At 48.1% G+C, this 15,901-nt stretch carries 15 protein-coding genes and 1 riboswitch; of the genes, 10 read left to right on the top strand and 5 right to left on the bottom strand.

The window, feature by feature from the left end:
* Positions 1-197: 197 nt before the first annotated feature.
* Together D081_RS10610 and D081_RS10605 are read right to left on the bottom strand one after the other, a co-directional pair.
* Positions 198-749 carry a hypothetical protein gene (locus D081_RS10610; RefSeq protein WP_085024151.1) on the bottom strand — a complete coding sequence of 184 codons (552 nt, stop codon included), beginning with the start codon at positions 747-749 and terminating at the stop codon, positions 198-200.
* A 536-nt stretch (positions 750-1,285) separates the two neighbouring features.
* A complete protein-coding gene (locus D081_RS10605) occupies positions 1,286-2,626 on the bottom strand; it encodes a sensor domain-containing diguanylate cyclase (RefSeq protein WP_085024150.1) in 1,341 nt (446 codons plus the stop codon).
* A gap of 181 nt (positions 2,627-2,807) precedes the next feature.
* Between D081_RS10605 and D081_RS10600 the strand changes: the two genes are divergently transcribed.
* The 7 genes from D081_RS10600 to D081_RS10570 all read left to right on the top strand — a co-directional run bounded on the left by D081_RS10600 (position 2,808) and on the right by D081_RS10570 (position 8,912).
* Positions 2,808-4,178, top strand: coding sequence for a tetratricopeptide repeat protein (locus D081_RS10600; RefSeq protein WP_085024149.1), 1,371 nt, complete (start codon positions 2,808-2,810; stop codon positions 4,176-4,178).
* A gap of 98 nt (positions 4,179-4,276) precedes the next feature.
* Positions 4,277-4,534, top strand: coding sequence for a hypothetical protein (locus D081_RS10595; protein ID WP_085024148.1), 258 nt, complete (start codon positions 4,277-4,279; stop codon positions 4,532-4,534).
* Between the two features lie 5 nt (positions 4,535-4,539).
* A complete protein-coding gene (locus tag D081_RS10590; protein WP_085024147.1) occupies positions 4,540-4,734 on the top strand; it encodes a YjfB family protein in 195 nt (64 codons plus the stop codon).
* A 145-nt stretch (positions 4,735-4,879) separates the two neighbouring features.
* Positions 4,880-5,395 carry an ECF transporter S component gene (locus D081_RS10585; RefSeq protein ID WP_085024146.1) on the top strand — a complete coding sequence of 172 codons (516 nt, stop codon included), beginning with the start codon at positions 4,880-4,882 and terminating at the stop codon, positions 5,393-5,395.
* 27 nt (positions 5,396-5,422) lie between these two features.
* Positions 5,423-7,462 (top strand): TonB-dependent receptor, encoded by a 2,040-nt coding sequence (locus tag D081_RS10580; protein ID WP_085024145.1) that lies wholly within the window; start codon positions 5,423-5,425, stop codon positions 7,460-7,462.
* A 45-nt stretch (positions 7,463-7,507) separates the two neighbouring features.
* Positions 7,508-8,425 (top strand): YitT family protein, encoded by a 918-nt coding sequence (locus tag D081_RS10575; protein ID WP_085024144.1) that lies wholly within the window; start codon positions 7,508-7,510, stop codon positions 8,423-8,425.
* Positions 8,426-8,501: 76 nt separating this feature from the next.
* Positions 8,502-8,912, top strand: a complete 411-nt coding sequence (locus tag D081_RS10570) for an amino acid-binding protein (RefSeq protein WP_085024143.1) — start codon at positions 8,502-8,504, stop codon at positions 8,910-8,912.
* 74 nt (positions 8,913-8,986) lie between these two features.
* Here the strand turns inward: D081_RS10570 and D081_RS10565 are convergent, their stop codons facing one another.
* The gene (locus tag D081_RS10565; protein ID WP_085024142.1) at positions 8,987-9,907 is read right to left on the bottom strand and encodes a hypothetical protein; all 921 of its coding nucleotides are present in this window, start codon (positions 9,905-9,907) and stop codon (positions 8,987-8,989) included.
* Between the two features lie 209 nt (positions 9,908-10,116).
* Between D081_RS10565 and D081_RS10560 the strand changes: the two genes are divergently transcribed.
* Both D081_RS10560 and D081_RS10555 read left to right on the top strand, forming a co-directional pair.
* Positions 10,117-11,262, top strand: a complete 1,146-nt coding sequence (locus tag D081_RS10560; RefSeq protein WP_085024141.1) for a glycerate kinase — start codon at positions 10,117-10,119, stop codon at positions 11,260-11,262.
* A 30-nt stretch (positions 11,263-11,292) separates the two neighbouring features.
* Entirely contained in the window at positions 11,293-12,510 is a 1,218-nt protein-coding gene (locus D081_RS10555) for a MalY/PatB family protein (RefSeq protein ID WP_085024140.1), read from the top strand.
* A gap of 31 nt (positions 12,511-12,541) precedes the next feature.
* On the opposite strand, the gene D081_RS10550 is transcribed toward D081_RS10555, so the two are convergent.
* The gene (locus D081_RS10550; protein WP_085024139.1) at positions 12,542-13,102 is read right to left on the bottom strand and encodes a class I SAM-dependent methyltransferase; all 561 of its coding nucleotides are present in this window, start codon (positions 13,100-13,102) and stop codon (positions 12,542-12,544) included.
* A gap of 62 nt (positions 13,103-13,164) precedes the next feature.
* Entirely contained in the window at positions 13,165-14,199 is a 1,035-nt protein-coding gene (locus D081_RS10545) for a 3-deoxy-7-phosphoheptulonate synthase (protein WP_085024161.1), read from the bottom strand.
* Positions 14,200-14,427: 228 nt separating this feature from the next.
* Positions 14,428-14,512: riboswitch (ZMP/ZTP riboswitch) on the top strand.
* Between the two features lie 86 nt (positions 14,513-14,598).
* Between D081_RS10545 and D081_RS10540 the strand changes: the two genes are divergently transcribed.
* Positions 14,599-15,807, top strand: coding sequence for an OFA family MFS transporter (locus D081_RS10540; RefSeq protein WP_085024138.1), 1,209 nt, complete (start codon positions 14,599-14,601; stop codon positions 15,805-15,807).
* The last annotated feature ends 94 nt before the right edge of the window (positions 15,808-15,901 follow it).

Below are 15,901 nucleotides of genomic sequence, written 5' to 3'. Positions count from 1 at the left end.
CCTTTTCAATACATCGTATGGTTTAACGATACCCCATTGAACTTACTACGATTATATAATGTTATAGGAAGGTTGTCATTAAATAATTATTATATTGGAATGAAATTGAAGTTATAGCTTTAAGGATATTTTAAGCAAAAAAAGAAGCTGGTGAGTGGTCACCGGCCTCTTGTCTGTGTTCAGTTTCTTATGTATTTTTATTTGGCTTCCGAATTCCCGGTCCGGGCAGTGGCCATTGGCTTGGCCAGCTCAGGATGTGCGGCATAGAACTGCACAGTGGACCAGTAGTTTTCCAGAGCCTGGGCATAGGAGGCTTCACCGATTTCCACCCAGCCCTGAGGGTCTCCCGGCTGTACGTTGGCCATGGTCAGCGGGTCCGGATAGGTTACGGCAGGTTTATTGCCGGCCTTCTTTCTCTCGGCCTTGGCCATAGCCTCGGCCACGGTTTCATCCACATCCTCCACCACAGGTGGCAGGACAGTCCATACGGACACGGTAACGCTGCCATCTGCCTCAGGGGTGAAGCGGTAGCGGGCATTTTCAAAGGTCTTGTTCTTTATGGCGATTTTTATCCAGGCATAATAGGAGCCGCCGGCCTTGCGGACGGTTTCGGTTTCCAGATAGTGCATGGTGGTATCATCACCATATACCAGTACTTCATGGGCCTGTGTATTATTTGGAGCCACAGCATGGCTGCCACAGAAGAGGGCAACGGCTGCTACTGTAATGGCACATAATCTTTTTAACATAGTACAATATCTCCCTTCAGATTTGCTGTAATTAATTATAACGCAGTTGTTCAAAATTTTCCATTTATGGAAAATTTTCCTATTAAGCGTTTCAACAAGGCGTATTCTGTTAAGCCTTGTTATAACGCAATGGCTATGATTTTACAAAACAAAACAGCCACCCAAAAGGATGGCTGTCACCATAACTATACAATTCACTGCATCTCTCTTAGTAGATATAGGAAAGAGGTACCTGACGTCGTCGGACCTCCCAACCGGGAGTGAAGCATTGATTAATTATCTAGGGTACTAACGTTACCACACAATCCACTGTCACTAACATCTACTACCAGAATAAATCTACTACCAGACAACTAAGTGAGATGAATAATTATCGGCGCATCAACGTCAGCTGGGGAACCATATAGAACCATATATGTTAAAGTGCTGACGGTGCAAACATCAAGTACCTCTCTATTTGCCTATATTATAATATAGAAATTTCCACTTTGCAATAATATTTTGAATCATCTGACAATAACTTTAGGGATGGAAAATCATTCCATATTGGCATGATACTCCTGCTTCATGTTGTACATGCGCTGGTCAGCAATTTCTCTAAGCTGCTGCGGATCGGTGCCGTCATCAGGGTAGAAGGCGTAGCCAATGCTGACGCTGACCATCATATGGTTGGAACCGCTGACTATGGAACGGTTAAAGGCCTTGGCCATCTGGTTGGTTATTTTATCGTAGGCACTGCGCTTGATTTCCTGGTCCACCATAATGGCGAATTCATCACCGCCCAGGCGGTAAACCTTGAAGTCGCAGGCTCCTTTAATTCTAAGGGCTACTTCCTTCAGTACATCGTCACCGGCACGGTGGCCGTAGGTGTCGTTGATGTGCTTGAACTTGTTTACATCGATGAAGAAGATACCATGAAGGCTGTTGGTGCGTACCAGGGCAGCCATGTCCTCCTCAAAGCAGCGGACATTGTACAGGCCCGTCAGCTGGTCTCTGAGGGAAATATTGCTGAAGATGTTTCTGTCCTCTGCCAGCAGCATAACCATGTAGGTCAGGGTTGTCAGCAGCAGTACCAGAATCAGTCCAAAGAGGGCATATGGCAACAGGGTGGCAGGATGAGCCCAGCCGTCTACCGGCATGATTTCCAGCCTCCAGGATACGCCGGCGGCGTCAAATTCTGCCACCACCGGATCCTCCATGATACCACGGGAGGAGGTAATAAGGCGCATTTCATCATCAAAAGGATTTGTCTTGTAAAGGGCGTAATCATAGCCAAAGGTTTTCAAGTTATCTATGGAAATCTGAAATACATCCGGCACCTTTACGATGGCGATGGCAAAGCCCCAGAACTGCTTTATGCCGTTGCCGTCACGGACATACACCGGATCTCTCAGCTCCAGCCCCACTTCATTGTGCGGGGTTTCGAAGGGGCCCTGCAGGGTCATGGTGCCGGTGTTCTTACTGTAGGCGGCCAGGGAGCCATAATGCTTTTCCTCAAAGAGGTTAATAAGGTCACCCTCATTGCCCTCCAAAGGATATATGGAGGTAACGGTGCCGTCAGGAGCCAGCTGGAGGCAGGATATGTATTTCCGGTCCTTCATAATGTGTCTGGCCACATCATTGAAGTCTTTCATGGTTCCTTCAGCATTTTCCTGTAAAATAAGGTTCATGACTTCGGTGATACCGCAACATTCATTGATACCGTATTTCAGCTCGCTGACACGGTTTTGAATATTCTGCTTGGCCAGGGTCTGCTCCTGGGAGGTCTGCTGCCGCCAGATACCGTTGATTACCAGTACCAGCACCAGCATACTCAGGAGGAATACAGCCGAAACTGTGGTTATGCGACTTGTTTTGCCTACATTATTAAGATTCATACCTTGTCCCCTCGATGATGTATAATATTTCTTTCTATATTATATAAAATTGTTTAGCTGATATGAAGGGTTTATTATAATATTTTGGTGTTTTTTTTAATAGGCTTTTAATTGTGGGAAGGTTGGGCTGGTGGTAGAATGAATGGTGTCATTTTAAATGAGAGGAATGTGTTAAAGCATTATGAGAATTAATAAAAAAATCGGCAGAAAAATAATTGCTCCCCTGATGGCAGCCGCCCTTTTGGTGACTCCTTCCTTTGCCCTTGGGGCGGAGGATTTTGGCGGGCTGGATGACTCCCAGGTATATGAGCTGGGAAATTCATTTATGGAAAAGCACGATTACAGCCGTGCCCTTGAGGCCTATGACCATATTCTGTCCACCAACAGTGGCTGGGCGGTGGTATATACCAGCCGTGCCCGGGCTAAATTCCTTTTGGGAGACAGAGCCGGAGCCGAGGAGGATTTGAATACTGCCCTGAGCTACGATGCCAATTTGCCGGATGCCTATTATGTGAAGGGCAGCTTCCAGTATATGGAAAATGATTTTGCCGGTGCGGAGGCAAGCTTCAACCGTGCCCTGGAGCTGTATCCGGATTATGTTGATGCCATTACTGTTCTTGGCAAGCTGTACTTTGATACGGGGCGGGAAAATGAAGCCGTGAAGGCCATGAGCCTGGCGGTGGAGAAGTCCCCGACGGCCATGAGCTATGTAAATCGGGCGATTATGTATTCCAAGATTCCGGATATTTCTTCCGCAAATCTGGATTACAACAAGGCCCTGGAGCTGGATCCAAAGTGCGTTACCGCCTATCTGAACAGGGGCATGCTCTTTGTGGAGCAGCGTAAGTTCAGTGCGGCCCGCAGCGATTTTGATGCGGCCATCAGCGTGGATCCGAAGAATGTCAATGCCTATATCAACAGAGGCTACCTTTACATGGAGTCCAAGCAGTTTGAGGAGGCCATGGCGGATTTCAACAAGGCTCTGGAGCTTCAGCCGGACAATGCCCTGGCCTACAATGCCAGAGGCCTGGCCAACCGCAAGGTGGGAAGCTATGAGGAGGCCATGAGGGATTTTGACAAGTGCATAGAGCTGGCACCGGATTACGAGCTGGGTTATCAGTCGCGGGCCATGCTGCACAGGGATATGGGAGATTTTGACAAGGCTCTTACGGATTTTCAGAAAATCCTTGAGCTGACTCCTGACAACCCTGTCTCCCATTATGATGAGGGCTGTCTCTATCTGGAAATGCACCAGCCGGACAAGGCCCTGGAGCTGTTCACCAAGGCGGTGGAGCTGGACGGCGGCAGAACGCCGCAGTTCATGATCAATAAGGCCGTGGCCGAGGCGTATCTGGGACAGAATGAGGCTGCCGAGGCTGATTTCACCAAGGCCATTTCCCTTAATGACAAGTTTGTGTTGTCTTACCTTTATCGGGGAATTTTCTATAATTCCGTGGGCGAGAAGTCCAAGGCCCTGGGAGACATTGACAGGGTGCTGCTGCTGGACCCGGAAAACCAGCAGGCTCAGGAGCTCAGAAAGAAGCTGAAATAAAGGTTTGTTAATAAAGTTTTTTACTGGAAATGACGATATAGTTTGTGATACAATGTCTCTGTTTTTGATATTATTGTATTGTTTGGAGGTTCCTGTTGATGGATCCACGTTATATTGCAATGTTTTTACTGGTGGCATCACTGGTGGTCTTTTTCCTGATTTTCAAAGCCTACAGAGATGAAGGCAAGACGCCAAGATTCTACAGAAAAGCGGCTATAATGTTTGGTATTTTGACAGTGCTGAACATATTGGAAGCAATGGTGCGAGGTGGAGCTGACATCATGCTCATAGTTTGTACTGTACTTACCTCAGTGGCTGCTGCAGTAAATTGGCGGATATACAAGAAAGGGGAGTGAGTCCTATGGATATAATGAGCATTGCTGCTTTGTCAGTAGATATGCATCAGCAAAAGGATGCAATGAGTATTGGCACTGCTGTAATGAAAATGGCCATGGATACCCAGACTGAAATGATGGATGGTATGCTTGATGCAATGGGGGCTGCTGATGTAGCAGCCATGACCGGTATCGGCCAGAACATTGATATTATGGCATAAGACTACCGTAAGATGAAAAATCCACTACCTACTTTTTTGGTAGTGGATTTTTTACTTGCTATAAAGGTGTGTTTAATGGCAAAATAGAGTAGTGTATGAATTGATTGGTCCGATGAATTTTAAATTAGATGGGATGGAGAGTTTTATGAGTACGAAAAAGACGGTATTTGCGGGATTTTTTGTGGCCTTGGGAGTACTGCTTCCTATAGCATTTCATGCCTTTGGCCCTGTGGCCAGAATCATATCCCCTATGCATATTCCTGTATTTATGGGGGGCCTTATTTTGGGGCCCATTTATGGGCTTATTGTGGGGGTGGCAACCCCGATTATCAGCAGTCTGCTGACGGGCATGCCGCCGGTAATGCCTATGCTGCCAATGATGGTGGCGGAATTGGGTGTATACGGTCTGGTGTCCGGGCTGCTGAGCCGGAAGCTGAATCTGTGGCTGGCCATGCTGGGGGCTATTGTGTGCGGCCGTGCCATGATTGTGGTGGTACTTATGCTCTTCGGGGAGCTGCTGCAGATCAAGGCGGATCCTTTTACCTATGTCTGGGGCGGCATCATGACCGGGGCGCCGGGAATTATTTTGCAGCTGCTGCTGATTCCATTTATAGTAAAGCGTTTAAAGATAGCTTTTTCCCATCATGAATTGTTTAAATAAGAAAGTGCAAGGAGTTTTGGAGTTTTTATGAGCAAGTGGAAGATTTTAAGTGGGTTGTTGTGTCTTAGTCTGGTGACCGGTACCGGTTATGCCGCTGAGGTGCAGGATTTCGGCGATGAAAACGTGGTGGTGTACGGAGACAAGGAAACGGATCATCTGGTGGATACTACCATAGATTTGAAGGACTACAAGGGTGAGGTCAAGTCCGTGCCTGAGCTTCTTCGTGGTACTGCCGGTATTCAGATTCAGGAGAAGCCGGTGAGTGGCGCCGAGGACCAGAGTGTAAAGCTCCGCGGTCACGACAGCCGCCGCTTTATTGTGCTGGTGGACGGCGTACCACAGAAAAATTCCGGTGTCATGGGCGGCAGCTATTTTACTTGGGATGCCATGCCAATGGACATTATAGAAAAAATCGAAATCATCAAGGGCGCCAAATCCTTTAAGTATGGCCAGACCGATGGCGGTGTTATTAATATTATTACCAAGCGTACCAATGGGGGCTCCCTGAAGGTGGCTGTGGGCAGCACCAAGTTGCGCCAGACAGCCTTCAATTACAGGGGCTCTGCCGATAAACTCGATTTTGGCATCAATTATCTCTATGAGTCCCAGGATGCCTATCTGAGAAATGCTGATTATGGCAACAAGCTCTTTGGACTGAATCTGGCTTATCATTTCAGCAAGACTGATTCCATAAGGGTTAATTACCAGCATAACCGTACCCATGTGGGCCGGGTGGTGAAGAATGAACCGGGTGAAGCGGGCTATAATCCATATTACCCTACTACATTATTTGGTGATGCCTTTGGTAACGATACACAGGGAATGCCTAATCCAATAATGCCAGGAGACGGCAGTCATGCCATTGCCACCGGCAACCGTTTCGATATTACCTATGAGTCCAAACGGGACAACGGCAGTGACCTACTTACCTACTGGAAAAATAATGAGGATTTACATGAGGTAAAGGTGGTTAATGGTGCCACGGTTTATGACCGTCACAATTCCAGCGACAAGTCCTCCGGCTATATTTATCGTGGTACCCAGGTGCTGGACGACAAGCATGAGCTGGCATTTGGTGGTGAGTATACCCGCTTCCGTTATGGCTACGGCTGGTATAATGGTGTACAGCCAGGATTTGCCCAAAATCTTTATCCGTCCCAGAAGGCTGATGTTTGGGGCCTCTATGTGGGGGACACCTGGACCATGGACAAGCGCTGGACCTTGGAATATGGCCTCCGCTATGATACCATGCATGCTGACCGTGATGATGCCAGGGGTGCAAGAATGAAACCCTACAGCGACAGTGGGTTTTCTCCAAAGCTGACTGCCACTGTGAAAAATGATGACAAAACTACCACCAGCTTTTCCATTAACCGCATTTGGCGCAGCCCTTCCATGGCAGAGTTCTATTGGTATTATCAGGGGCCGGCTATGGGGGCAATGAATCATAATGCTGAAGCAGAGTTGAAGCCGGAAAAGGGCTGGGGCTATGATTTGTCTGTGGCCCATAGCTTCAGTGACAAGTACGACACCAAGGTGTCCTTGTACTACCAGAATTTCAGTTCCTTCATTCAGTTCCTCCACACCAGACCATTCAATGTATATATGCTGAGTGGAGTGAAGATTTGGGGCTTTGAGTGGGAAAACAGCTATAAATTTGACGATTATTCCTCTGTTTATCTCAACTACACCAACCAGCATACTTCAAAGGATGGGACCAAGAACTATGATAAGGTAGCTTTATCTGACGAGCTGGATTATCGTCCTCGCCACATGCTGTCTTTGGGCTATCAGTTCAAGCGCGACAGCTGGACTGTTCGGTATGATATGAATTATGTGGGCAGCCAGAAGGCCATGTACGGTTATCCGTCAGCAGCTCCAATGGAAACCAAAATTGTGGAGCTGGGAGGCTATGCTGTACACAATATTTCTTTAACAAAAGAGTTTGATAAGCAGACAAGTGCCAACCTGTCGGTGTATAATTTATTCGATAAGGATTATTGCGAAATTTATGGCTACCCAATGCAGGGCCGCACCTACGCCCTGAGCTGTACCTATAATTTCTAAACGGGTAGCTGCAAACGGGGTTTCTACTGGGAGGACAATAACAACATGAGTAACTTTATAAGGAAGCATCACATCAAACGACATATTGGTCGCTATGCTTTGATTATATTGGGGTGCCTGATCGCCAGCGTGGGCATTAATTCGTGTTATGTTCCGGCACATCTGCTGACCGGCGGTGTGACTGGTATTTCCATGATTATGTTGTTTACCTTCGGTTTTCCTCTGGGTGTACAGACCTTTATCTATAACATCCCGCTGCTGGTGGCAGCCTACATTTTCCTGGGTAAACGCTATCTCATGGATGTTATAGTGGGTACCATTGTATTTTCCGCATGCCTGGATCTGACCAAATTCATGAATGACTTTCATCTGGTACCGGATCACATGCTGTCGGCCATTTTTGGCGGTGTGCTGTGTGGTATCGGCTATGGTATTGTGTTCAGAAACAACGGCAGCACCGGCGGCTTTGATATTATCGGTGCCATCGTCAAGAAATTCTATTCCTTCGATATGGGAGCAGTTATTTTTTCCTTTAACTGCCTGCTGATGGTGGGGGGCGGGGCCCTCTTCGGAGTGACCCAGGCCATGTTTACCCTCATAGGCATGTTTGTGTCCGCCAATGTGACGGACAAGGTTATTGCGGGTATCAACCACAGAAAGGCTGTGCTTATTGTTTCCAAAAAGGCCGAGGAAATTGCGGATGGTATTATCTATGAGGTAGGCCGTGGCGTAACCTTTATTCACGGCAAGGGGGCCTATAGCAATGTGGAGCGGGAAATTGTCTTTGTAGTAGTCAAGACCACCCAGATTGCCAAGATTAAGGCCATTGTTGACACCGTGGACCGGGCGGCCTTCATGCTGATTATGTCTGCCAACGAGGTTCTGGGCCGGGGCTTTACCCTGCCGGGTGTGGAATTGGATAAGCTCCGTCAGGGCAGAACACCTGTGGACACTGATGATTAATTGTTTATAATCCGGTTTACAACTTTACCCATTTTTGCTATAGTTATGGATAGAGTTTGTTACGGGAGGTTTTATAATGCTACAACAGATTTCTCTTTTTACCGAGAACAAGGCCGGTGGCCTGTACAAGATTACCTCAGTCCTGGCCAAGTCCAATATAAACATTTATACCATGCTGGCCAATGACAGCGCGGAGTTTGGTATTATCCGCCTGATAGTGGACCAGCCTGACAAGGCCATCAAGGTGCTGCAGGAGGCCGGCTACCAGTGCCGTCTGGACAAGGTTATTGCAGTGACCATGGAGGATGTGCCGGGTTATCTGGATAAGATTTTGGCGGCCGTTGACGGGGCCAACATCGACATCTGCTATCTGTACATTTCCTTTGAGCGTCATTCCGGCAAGCCGGTGGCCGTGTTCAAGACCAACGAGCCGGAGACAGCAACCTTCCTTTTGGGCAAGGGCTTTAAGCTCATTGAAACCTTTTAATACCTATATAAATCCGTTCAAAAACGTCCGACGGGAGAATCTCCTGTCGGACGTTCTTTTTTCCATACTTTATTTTATCGTGAACTGATGGCATCATTCAGCCACTGGCTCATTACCTCACCGGCCAGAATGGAGCTGTCCTTAAAGCTGGCCTTGAAAAGCAATACTGTCCCGTTGGAATGAACCTCACGGACGTAATTCTCCTGCCCCTTTGCCGTGAAGAAGTTAAGGCTTACCATGTCTGCAGGGAAGTCCAATATTACGAAGTCTCCTGTCGGTGTTTCCGCCAAATCCACCATATCGTATTTGACATTGCGGATTAGCTTTTCAACGTATGGGGCGGCGTTAACTTTCTCCGGCTTCACCGGCCGATACTCCGTGGAGCTGATGGTATAATACTCATCCGGTCTGTAGGCGGTCTGGGCCAGATAAATGGCCACGTCGCTGTTATCATATGTCACCGGCGTCAGCCCATTGTTATCCCTGATGAATTCCGTAGGAACCTTGGTATATGACCATTTGGTCAGCTCTTCCCACTGATGGAAGTCCCGCTCCATGGCCTTGTTATCCTCCCGCATATACCGCACGTCGGTAGGATGGCACATGATAAAATAATTGTCCTTCTCGTCCTTGGCAAATACATCTATGCCGGACATATCGTGGCACAGGGAATCCTCCAGCTGGGTCTTGCTTATTTTGGCAATGTCAAACAGCCAGCCGGCCCCTTCGTATTCCTGATGCTGAGCCTTGGCAGCCTCCAAAGAAGCCTTTTCAGACACGGAAAACAGGCTTTCATTTCTATGAGGCTTTGTACTTACTAAAAGCTGATTTTTGAATTCATAAGGAACCATCAGCTTCAGTCCGTCCCGCTGGTAGGTTTTGTCCGCAGTTTTGGCTGCCACCGGCTTCTCCATGCCTGCCATGCACGCGGTCATCATTATTGCCACAAATACTGCCATTGCCGCAGCCCAAAGACGTTTATGTCCTGATTTCATACACATACCTCCATTCTTGCCTACAGTATACTACATAACCAAAATAAAATATCTATTTTTTCGTAACAGAAAAATATATGTCATTAACCCTGGCTTTGACTAAGAAATTACTAGTATAAGCTATTAAAACACCTTTAAGAATGATAAAATATTATCAGTTGAGGTAATTTTTTAATTTAAAAAATGCGGAATGATAGGTGGTGCAGGATATGAATTCAGTAATAGCCATAGATTCCTTTAAAGGAAGTCTGTCATCCTTTGAGGCCGGGAATATTGCGGCCCAGGAGCTACAGAAGCTGTTTCCCGACGGCAGGGTTAGCGTATTTCCCTTGGCTGATGGTGGAGAGGGGACAGTAGATGCCCTGGTGGAAGGGCTGGGAGGCTCTATTGTTGAAACCAAGGTAACGGGGCCTTTGGGAGATAAGGTTTCCAGCCGTTTTGGATATCTGGGGGATAAATCCATGGCCATTATTGAAATGGCTGATGCTGCAGGACTTCCCATGGTACCGAAGGACCGCCGCAATCCTTTATACACAACCACCTACGGCTTGGGAGAGCTGATACAGCAGGCGCTGGACAAGGGCTGCCGGGAATTTATTATCGGTATTGGGGGCAGTGCCACCAATGACGCCGGTCTTGGTATGCTGACAGCTTTGGGAGCCAAGTTTTTCACCGATGGTGGTTCTCCTGCGGGAATTATGGGCAAAGACCTGGCCACTATTGCATCCATGGATTTAAGGGGCCTGGACAAACGCCTTTTTGAAGCCAATATTATGGTAGCCTGTGATGTCAATAATCCCCTTTGCGGAGAAAAAGGCTGCTCCTTTGTATATGGCCCTCAGAAGGGTGCCGATCCCGATACAGTAAAGGCAATGGATAAGGCCATAGAGTGGTTCTCCCAGCTGGCGGAGCAGCAATGTCAGATAAAAGGAGCCACGTTGCCGGGAGCCGGAGCGGCCGGCGGTCTGGGCTACGCTTTTCATGGATTTTTAAAGGCCCACCTAAAGCCTGGAATTCAGCTGGTTCTGGATTCCCTTAATATTAGAGAGGCCCTAAAGGACGCGGATTTGCTTATAACCGGCGAGGGCCGCATGGACTTTCAGACCTCCATGGGCAAGGCCCCATGCGGTGTAGCAGAATTTGCCAAGTCCATAAAACCATCTATTTTGGCTGTAGCCGTCTGCGGCGGAGCCACCAAAGAGGCCGAGGCCGTAAACAACGCCGGCATCGATGCCTATTTTCCAATAATCCACCTGCCTATGACTGTGGAAGAAGCCATGGAGCAGGAAACTGCCCGGACCAATTTGCGGCAGACCATTGCCCAGATAGGCCGGCTTATTAGACATAAAATATAGGGGAAATCAAGGGAGAAGGGGTGTTTCGTGATGAAATATGATTTTAATGAAATCGTGGACCGGCAGGGGACCAATGCCCTTAATACGGATGGCTTCAGGGGATATATATTCCATGCGGGTCCGGAGAAGGTCTTTCCATACAAGGACGAGGAATTTGTCCGGATGTGGGTTGCGGACATGGAATTTGCCACGCCACAGCCTATTATCGACGCTATAAAGGAACGCCTGGACCGGCGAATTTTCGGCTATACTATGATGTTCAATGACGATTACTATAACTCCTTTGCGGGCTGGTGCAGAAAGATGTATGACTGGTCCTTCCCCAAGGAGGAGCTGACCTTTTCCGCTGGCGTTATTCCTGCCCTTTATCAACTGGTGGAGCTGTTGGTGGGGAAGGATGAGAAGCTGATTATCCACACGCCGGCCTATGGCTATTTTCAGCATACTGCCGAATACAATGATGTGGAATATGTAAGGGCGCCTCTTATCAAGGAAAAGGGCAATTTTAAAATAGATTATCCTGAACTGGAGAAAATAGCCGCTGACCCAAAGGTAAAGCTGCTGATTTGGTGCAATCCCCATAATCCATCCGGGCGGGTATGGACTGAGGATGAATTAAAGCAGGTGGCTGAGATAGTGGAGAAAAATGATTTGTGGATCATCTCTGACGAAATCCACTGCGACCTGCTGCGCACCGGTGTAAAGCATATTCCCATGGGGAAGGTTATGCCGGACTATAAGAAGCTCATTACCTGCATGTCTGCCAGCAAGACCTTTAATATGGCGGGTTTGATGTTCTCAGATATCATCATCCGTGACAGAAAGCTGCGCACAGCCTTTAAGGGGCGGGACAAAAATATTGGCATGCTGAATCCATTGTCCATTGCGGCCCATAAAGCGGCCTACGATCATTGCGGTGAATGGCTCACTGAGCTGAAAGCATATCTGGACGATAATTTTGCTTATGTAGATAAATTCCTGAAGGAAAAGCTGCCGGAGGCGGTGTTTACTATTCCCGATGCGACTTATCTGGCCTGGGTGGATATGGGCAAGTGCCTGCCGGGAGTAGACAATCTGCCGGATTTCTTCGCCAACAAGGCCGGGGTGCTTTTGGAAGGTGGGGATGACCTGTTTGTGGGCAACGCCAAGGGATATGTCCGCCTTAATTTGGCTATGCCACGGGCAATTCTGGCAAAGGGGCTGGACAGAATGTATGAGGCCATAAAAAGAGAAAAAGCGGCTGTATAAGCCGCTTTAATTTTTTATGTTACTTTTTCTTTTATTTCACTTTTTCAATTAAATACAGATATGGGGCGGTGGAATCGTGGTTGGTCAGCTGGCATTTTACCACGGAATATTCCTCCTTTGGCAGTTCCTCCAGTAAAATCAGGAGTCGGACGCCTTCCTCCTTGCCAGTAGGGTGGCCAGGGTAAACCATAATGGAAATAACCCCATTTACGGCCAGCTGCTTCATGGCATTTTCCACGGCTTTAATAGTCACCTTTGGCACGGTGGTAATGGAATGGTCTCCTCCTGGGAGATAGCCCAGATTGAATACCACCAGATCCAGCTTGTCCTCAACCACCTGCTCGATATTTTCGTGGGAGTCAAGAACGTAGGTGATTTTGTCCTTGTATGCTTCAGTGGTTTTCTTGGTCTTTAGCATAGCTGTTGGTTGCACGTCAAAGGCATATATATGCGCCTCTGGCTTCATGTGCTGGGCCAGATACAGGGTGTCCTTGCCCGCACCGGACGTGGCATCCACGATTACTTTGGCTGTTTCCAAGGATTTGACCCAGGCCCCCTGGGCAATGGTCAACATATTTACCGCAGTCTGCATAGAATTTACCTCCCCAAATTAAGTATAAATCCTTACTCTAAAGTCACATCATATCTATATAATTACAGCATATCCGCCAAGTCAAGAAGCAGGCGCTCGGTCTTTTCCCAGCCCAGGCAAGGGTCGGTAATGGACTTGCCGTATACGCCGCCGTCCACCTTCTGACAGCCGTCCTCAATATAGCTTTCAATCATGAGGCCCTTGACGATATGGTTGATGTCAGGGTTGAGCTTGCGGGAATGAATAATATCCTTGGCAATACGGATCTGCTCCAGATACTTTTTGCCGGAGTTGGCGTGATTGGTATCCACCACGATGGCCGGATTCTCCAGTCCCCGTTCCTCGTACATTTTGATAACCTGGTTAAGGGTTTCATAGTGGTAGTTTGGCAGGCTGTTGCCGGCGGCATCCACGTAGCCACGTAAAATGGAGTGGGCAAAGGCATTGCCCTTGGTGCGGACCTCCCAGCCACGGAACAGGAATTTCTGGGAATGCTGGGCGGCGGCCACGGAGTTCAGCATAACGGACAGATCACCGCTGGTCGGATTTTTCAGACCTACTGGGATGCCTACACCGCTGGCAATCATGCGGTGAAGCTGGTCCTCACTGGAACGGGCACCTACAGCCGCATAGCAGAGGAGATCGGAGAGATAGCGGAATACCTCAGGATAGAGGATTTCCTCGGCACCGGTGAGGCCGGTTTCCTCAATGACCCGGACATTCAGCTTGCGGATGGCGATAATACCCTCCAGCATATCCTCCTCACCCTCAGGAGATGGCTGGTGGAGCATACCCTTGTAGCCTACACCGATGGTGCGGGGCTTGTTGGTATAAAGCCGTGGCACGATGAAAATCTTGTCCTTTATCTTTTCCTGAAGCTTGGCCAGGCGGGACACATAGTCAACCACAGCATCCTCGTTGTCACTGGAGCAAGGGCCGATAATAAGGGCCAGACGGTTGTCCTCACCGGAAAAAATATTGCGGATGGTAGCGTCACGCTCCAGCTTGATTTCCTTGTATTTTGGCTTTATAGGGTAATCCTCCATCAGACTCTGTGGGGAAGGCAGTACCCGAATGAATTCCATTTCCATGCTCATTATCATCACTCTTTCTCTTGATAATTTATATTGGTTATTTTATTGAATACTTGTTATACACAGTCAATCCGCTTTCTATTGTATCATAATCCCGTGTAAAATGACTAACATATTACAAATTAACAAAAAATATGGAAAATGGCAAATAATAAGGAGCTTTTGTAACAAAAATAATATTTATTGACATGACAATGGCCAGTTGCTATACTGAGCGTGTTGAAAAGTAAATAGGCCGTGCAGGGCTGACGGAATAATGTGGAATTGACCACGTGTACTGCAGGGTTAAGAAGAGCCGACCGTCTGGGCAGAGAGATTTTGTCCGGACGGTTTTTTTATTTGGAAAGGGCCGCCGGGGGGAATCTCTTTTCTGGTTTGTTTTACAGAAAGGATGGTTTAAAGATGCGTAATCGTTGGTTAATCGCCCTGGCTGCTGTGGGAATCCATATTTCCATCGGCAGCGTGTATGCCTGGAGCGTTCTCACCCGGCCTATTATGGAGGCTATGGGCTTCAGTCTGTCAGCAACTACCTGGATTTTCTCCATTGCGATTCTTTTCCTTGGCACCTCGGCAGGCTTTTTGGGCCGGTTTGTGGAAAAGCACGGTCCCAGAAAGAGCGGCTTGATGTCCATGCTGTTTTTTGGCACGGGAATGCTGGGCTCGGCCCTGGCCCTTTATCTCCACAGTCTGCCGCTTTTGTACCTTTTCTATGGAGTGATTGGCGGTATCGGCCTTGGGGTGGGATATATTACTCCGGTGTCAACGCTGGTTAAATATTTCCCGAATCATCGCGGCTTTGCCACCGGCCTGGCCATTATGGGCTTCGGCTTTGCGGCACTTATCGCCGGTCCTACCATGCAGCGGCTGACGGTGGAGTACGGTCTGGTGGAAACCTTCCTGATTCTCGGTGTAGTTTATATGGTAATCATGGGTGCTTCCGCCTTATATCTTAAGCCACCGGTGGCTGAGGAAGGAAGCCGGGAAGCGGTTATGCTGCATCAGGGGGCAACAGCTGCTGAGGCCTTGAAGACCTGGCAGTTCGGTGCCCTGTGGTGGGTGTTCTTTGTGAACATCACCTGCGGTATTGGCCTTTTGGCTGTAGCATCTCCTATGGCCCAGCAGGTTGTGGGCATGGATGCGTCCGGGGCGGCGGCCATGGTGGGCATTATTGGCCTCTTAAACGGTGGCGGACGTATTATTTGGTCCACAATATCTGACTATTTGGGACGGGGCCTTACCTATATGCTGTTCTTTTTCATTGAAGTTGCTGCCTTTTGGATGCTGGCCGGTACCCGTGATGAATTCATGTTCCAGATATTGGTATTTTTGATAATCAGCTGCTATGGCGGTGGGTTTTCCTGCATGCCGGCCTATTTGTCCGATATTTTTGGCACGAGAGAGCTGAGTGCAATCCACGGTCGGGTGCTGACTGCCTGGGGATTGGCCGGAGTAGTGGGGCCTACTATCGTTTCATGGTTCTGGGAGCACACCCACAGCTATACGGATACCCTCATGTTTTTTGCGGGCTGTTTTGTCCTGAACTTCTTTATTGCCGCAGTGCTGAAATTAAAGGGCACCAGGGAGTACACCACGGCTGTACAGGCAGATTAATTATATGTATTAATAATGGGATATAAAAAAGGATTAACTGGGCAAATGTCGAATTAGTACCTATATATTATTTTAGATTTTTTTATGCAACGTC

It is taken from the genome of Anaerovibrio sp. JC8 (assembly GCF_002100115.1).
Taxonomy (GTDB): Bacteria; Bacillota; Negativicutes; order Selenomonadales; family Selenomonadaceae; genus Anaerovibrio.
This window is presented reverse-complemented; position numbering and strand designations above follow the sequence as displayed.

Coding starts and splice junctions, on each gene's coding strand:
- D081_RS10585 (WP_085024146.1), top strand. CDS start 4,880: ATGAGTACGAAAAAGACGGTATTTGCGGGATTTTTTGTGGCCTTGGGA.
- D081_RS10610 (WP_085024151.1), bottom strand. CDS start 749: ATGTTAAAAAGATTATGTGCCATTACAGTAGCAGCCGTTGCCCTCTTC.
- D081_RS10580 (WP_085024145.1), top strand. CDS start 5,423: ATGAGCAAGTGGAAGATTTTAAGTGGGTTGTTGTGTCTTAGTCTGGTG.
- D081_RS10590 (WP_085024147.1), top strand. CDS start 4,540: ATGGATATAATGAGCATTGCTGCTTTGTCAGTAGATATGCATCAGCAA.
- D081_RS10560 (WP_085024141.1), top strand. CDS start 10,117: ATGAATTCAGTAATAGCCATAGATTCCTTTAAAGGAAGTCTGTCATCC.
- D081_RS10545 (WP_085024161.1), bottom strand. CDS start 14,199: ATGAGCATGGAAATGGAATTCATTCGGGTACTGCCTTCCCCACAGAGT.
- D081_RS10550 (WP_085024139.1), bottom strand. CDS start 13,102: ATGCAGACTGCGGTAAATATGTTGACCATTGCCCAGGGGGCCTGGGTC.
- D081_RS10540 (WP_085024138.1), top strand. CDS start 14,599: ATGCGTAATCGTTGGTTAATCGCCCTGGCTGCTGTGGGAATCCATATT.
- D081_RS10570 (WP_085024143.1), top strand. CDS start 8,502: ATGCTACAACAGATTTCTCTTTTTACCGAGAACAAGGCCGGTGGCCTG.
- D081_RS10605 (WP_085024150.1), bottom strand. CDS start 2,626: ATGAATCTTAATAATGTAGGCAAAACAAGTCGCATAACCACAGTTTCG.
- D081_RS10565 (WP_085024142.1), bottom strand. CDS start 9,907: ATGAAATCAGGACATAAACGTCTTTGGGCTGCGGCAATGGCAGTATTT.
- D081_RS10600 (WP_085024149.1), top strand. CDS start 2,808: ATGAGAATTAATAAAAAAATCGGCAGAAAAATAATTGCTCCCCTGATG.
- D081_RS10595 (WP_085024148.1), top strand. CDS start 4,277: ATGGATCCACGTTATATTGCAATGTTTTTACTGGTGGCATCACTGGTG.
- D081_RS10575 (WP_085024144.1), top strand. CDS start 7,508: ATGAGTAACTTTATAAGGAAGCATCACATCAAACGACATATTGGTCGC.
- D081_RS10555 (WP_085024140.1), top strand. CDS start 11,293: ATGAAATATGATTTTAATGAAATCGTGGACCGGCAGGGGACCAATGCC.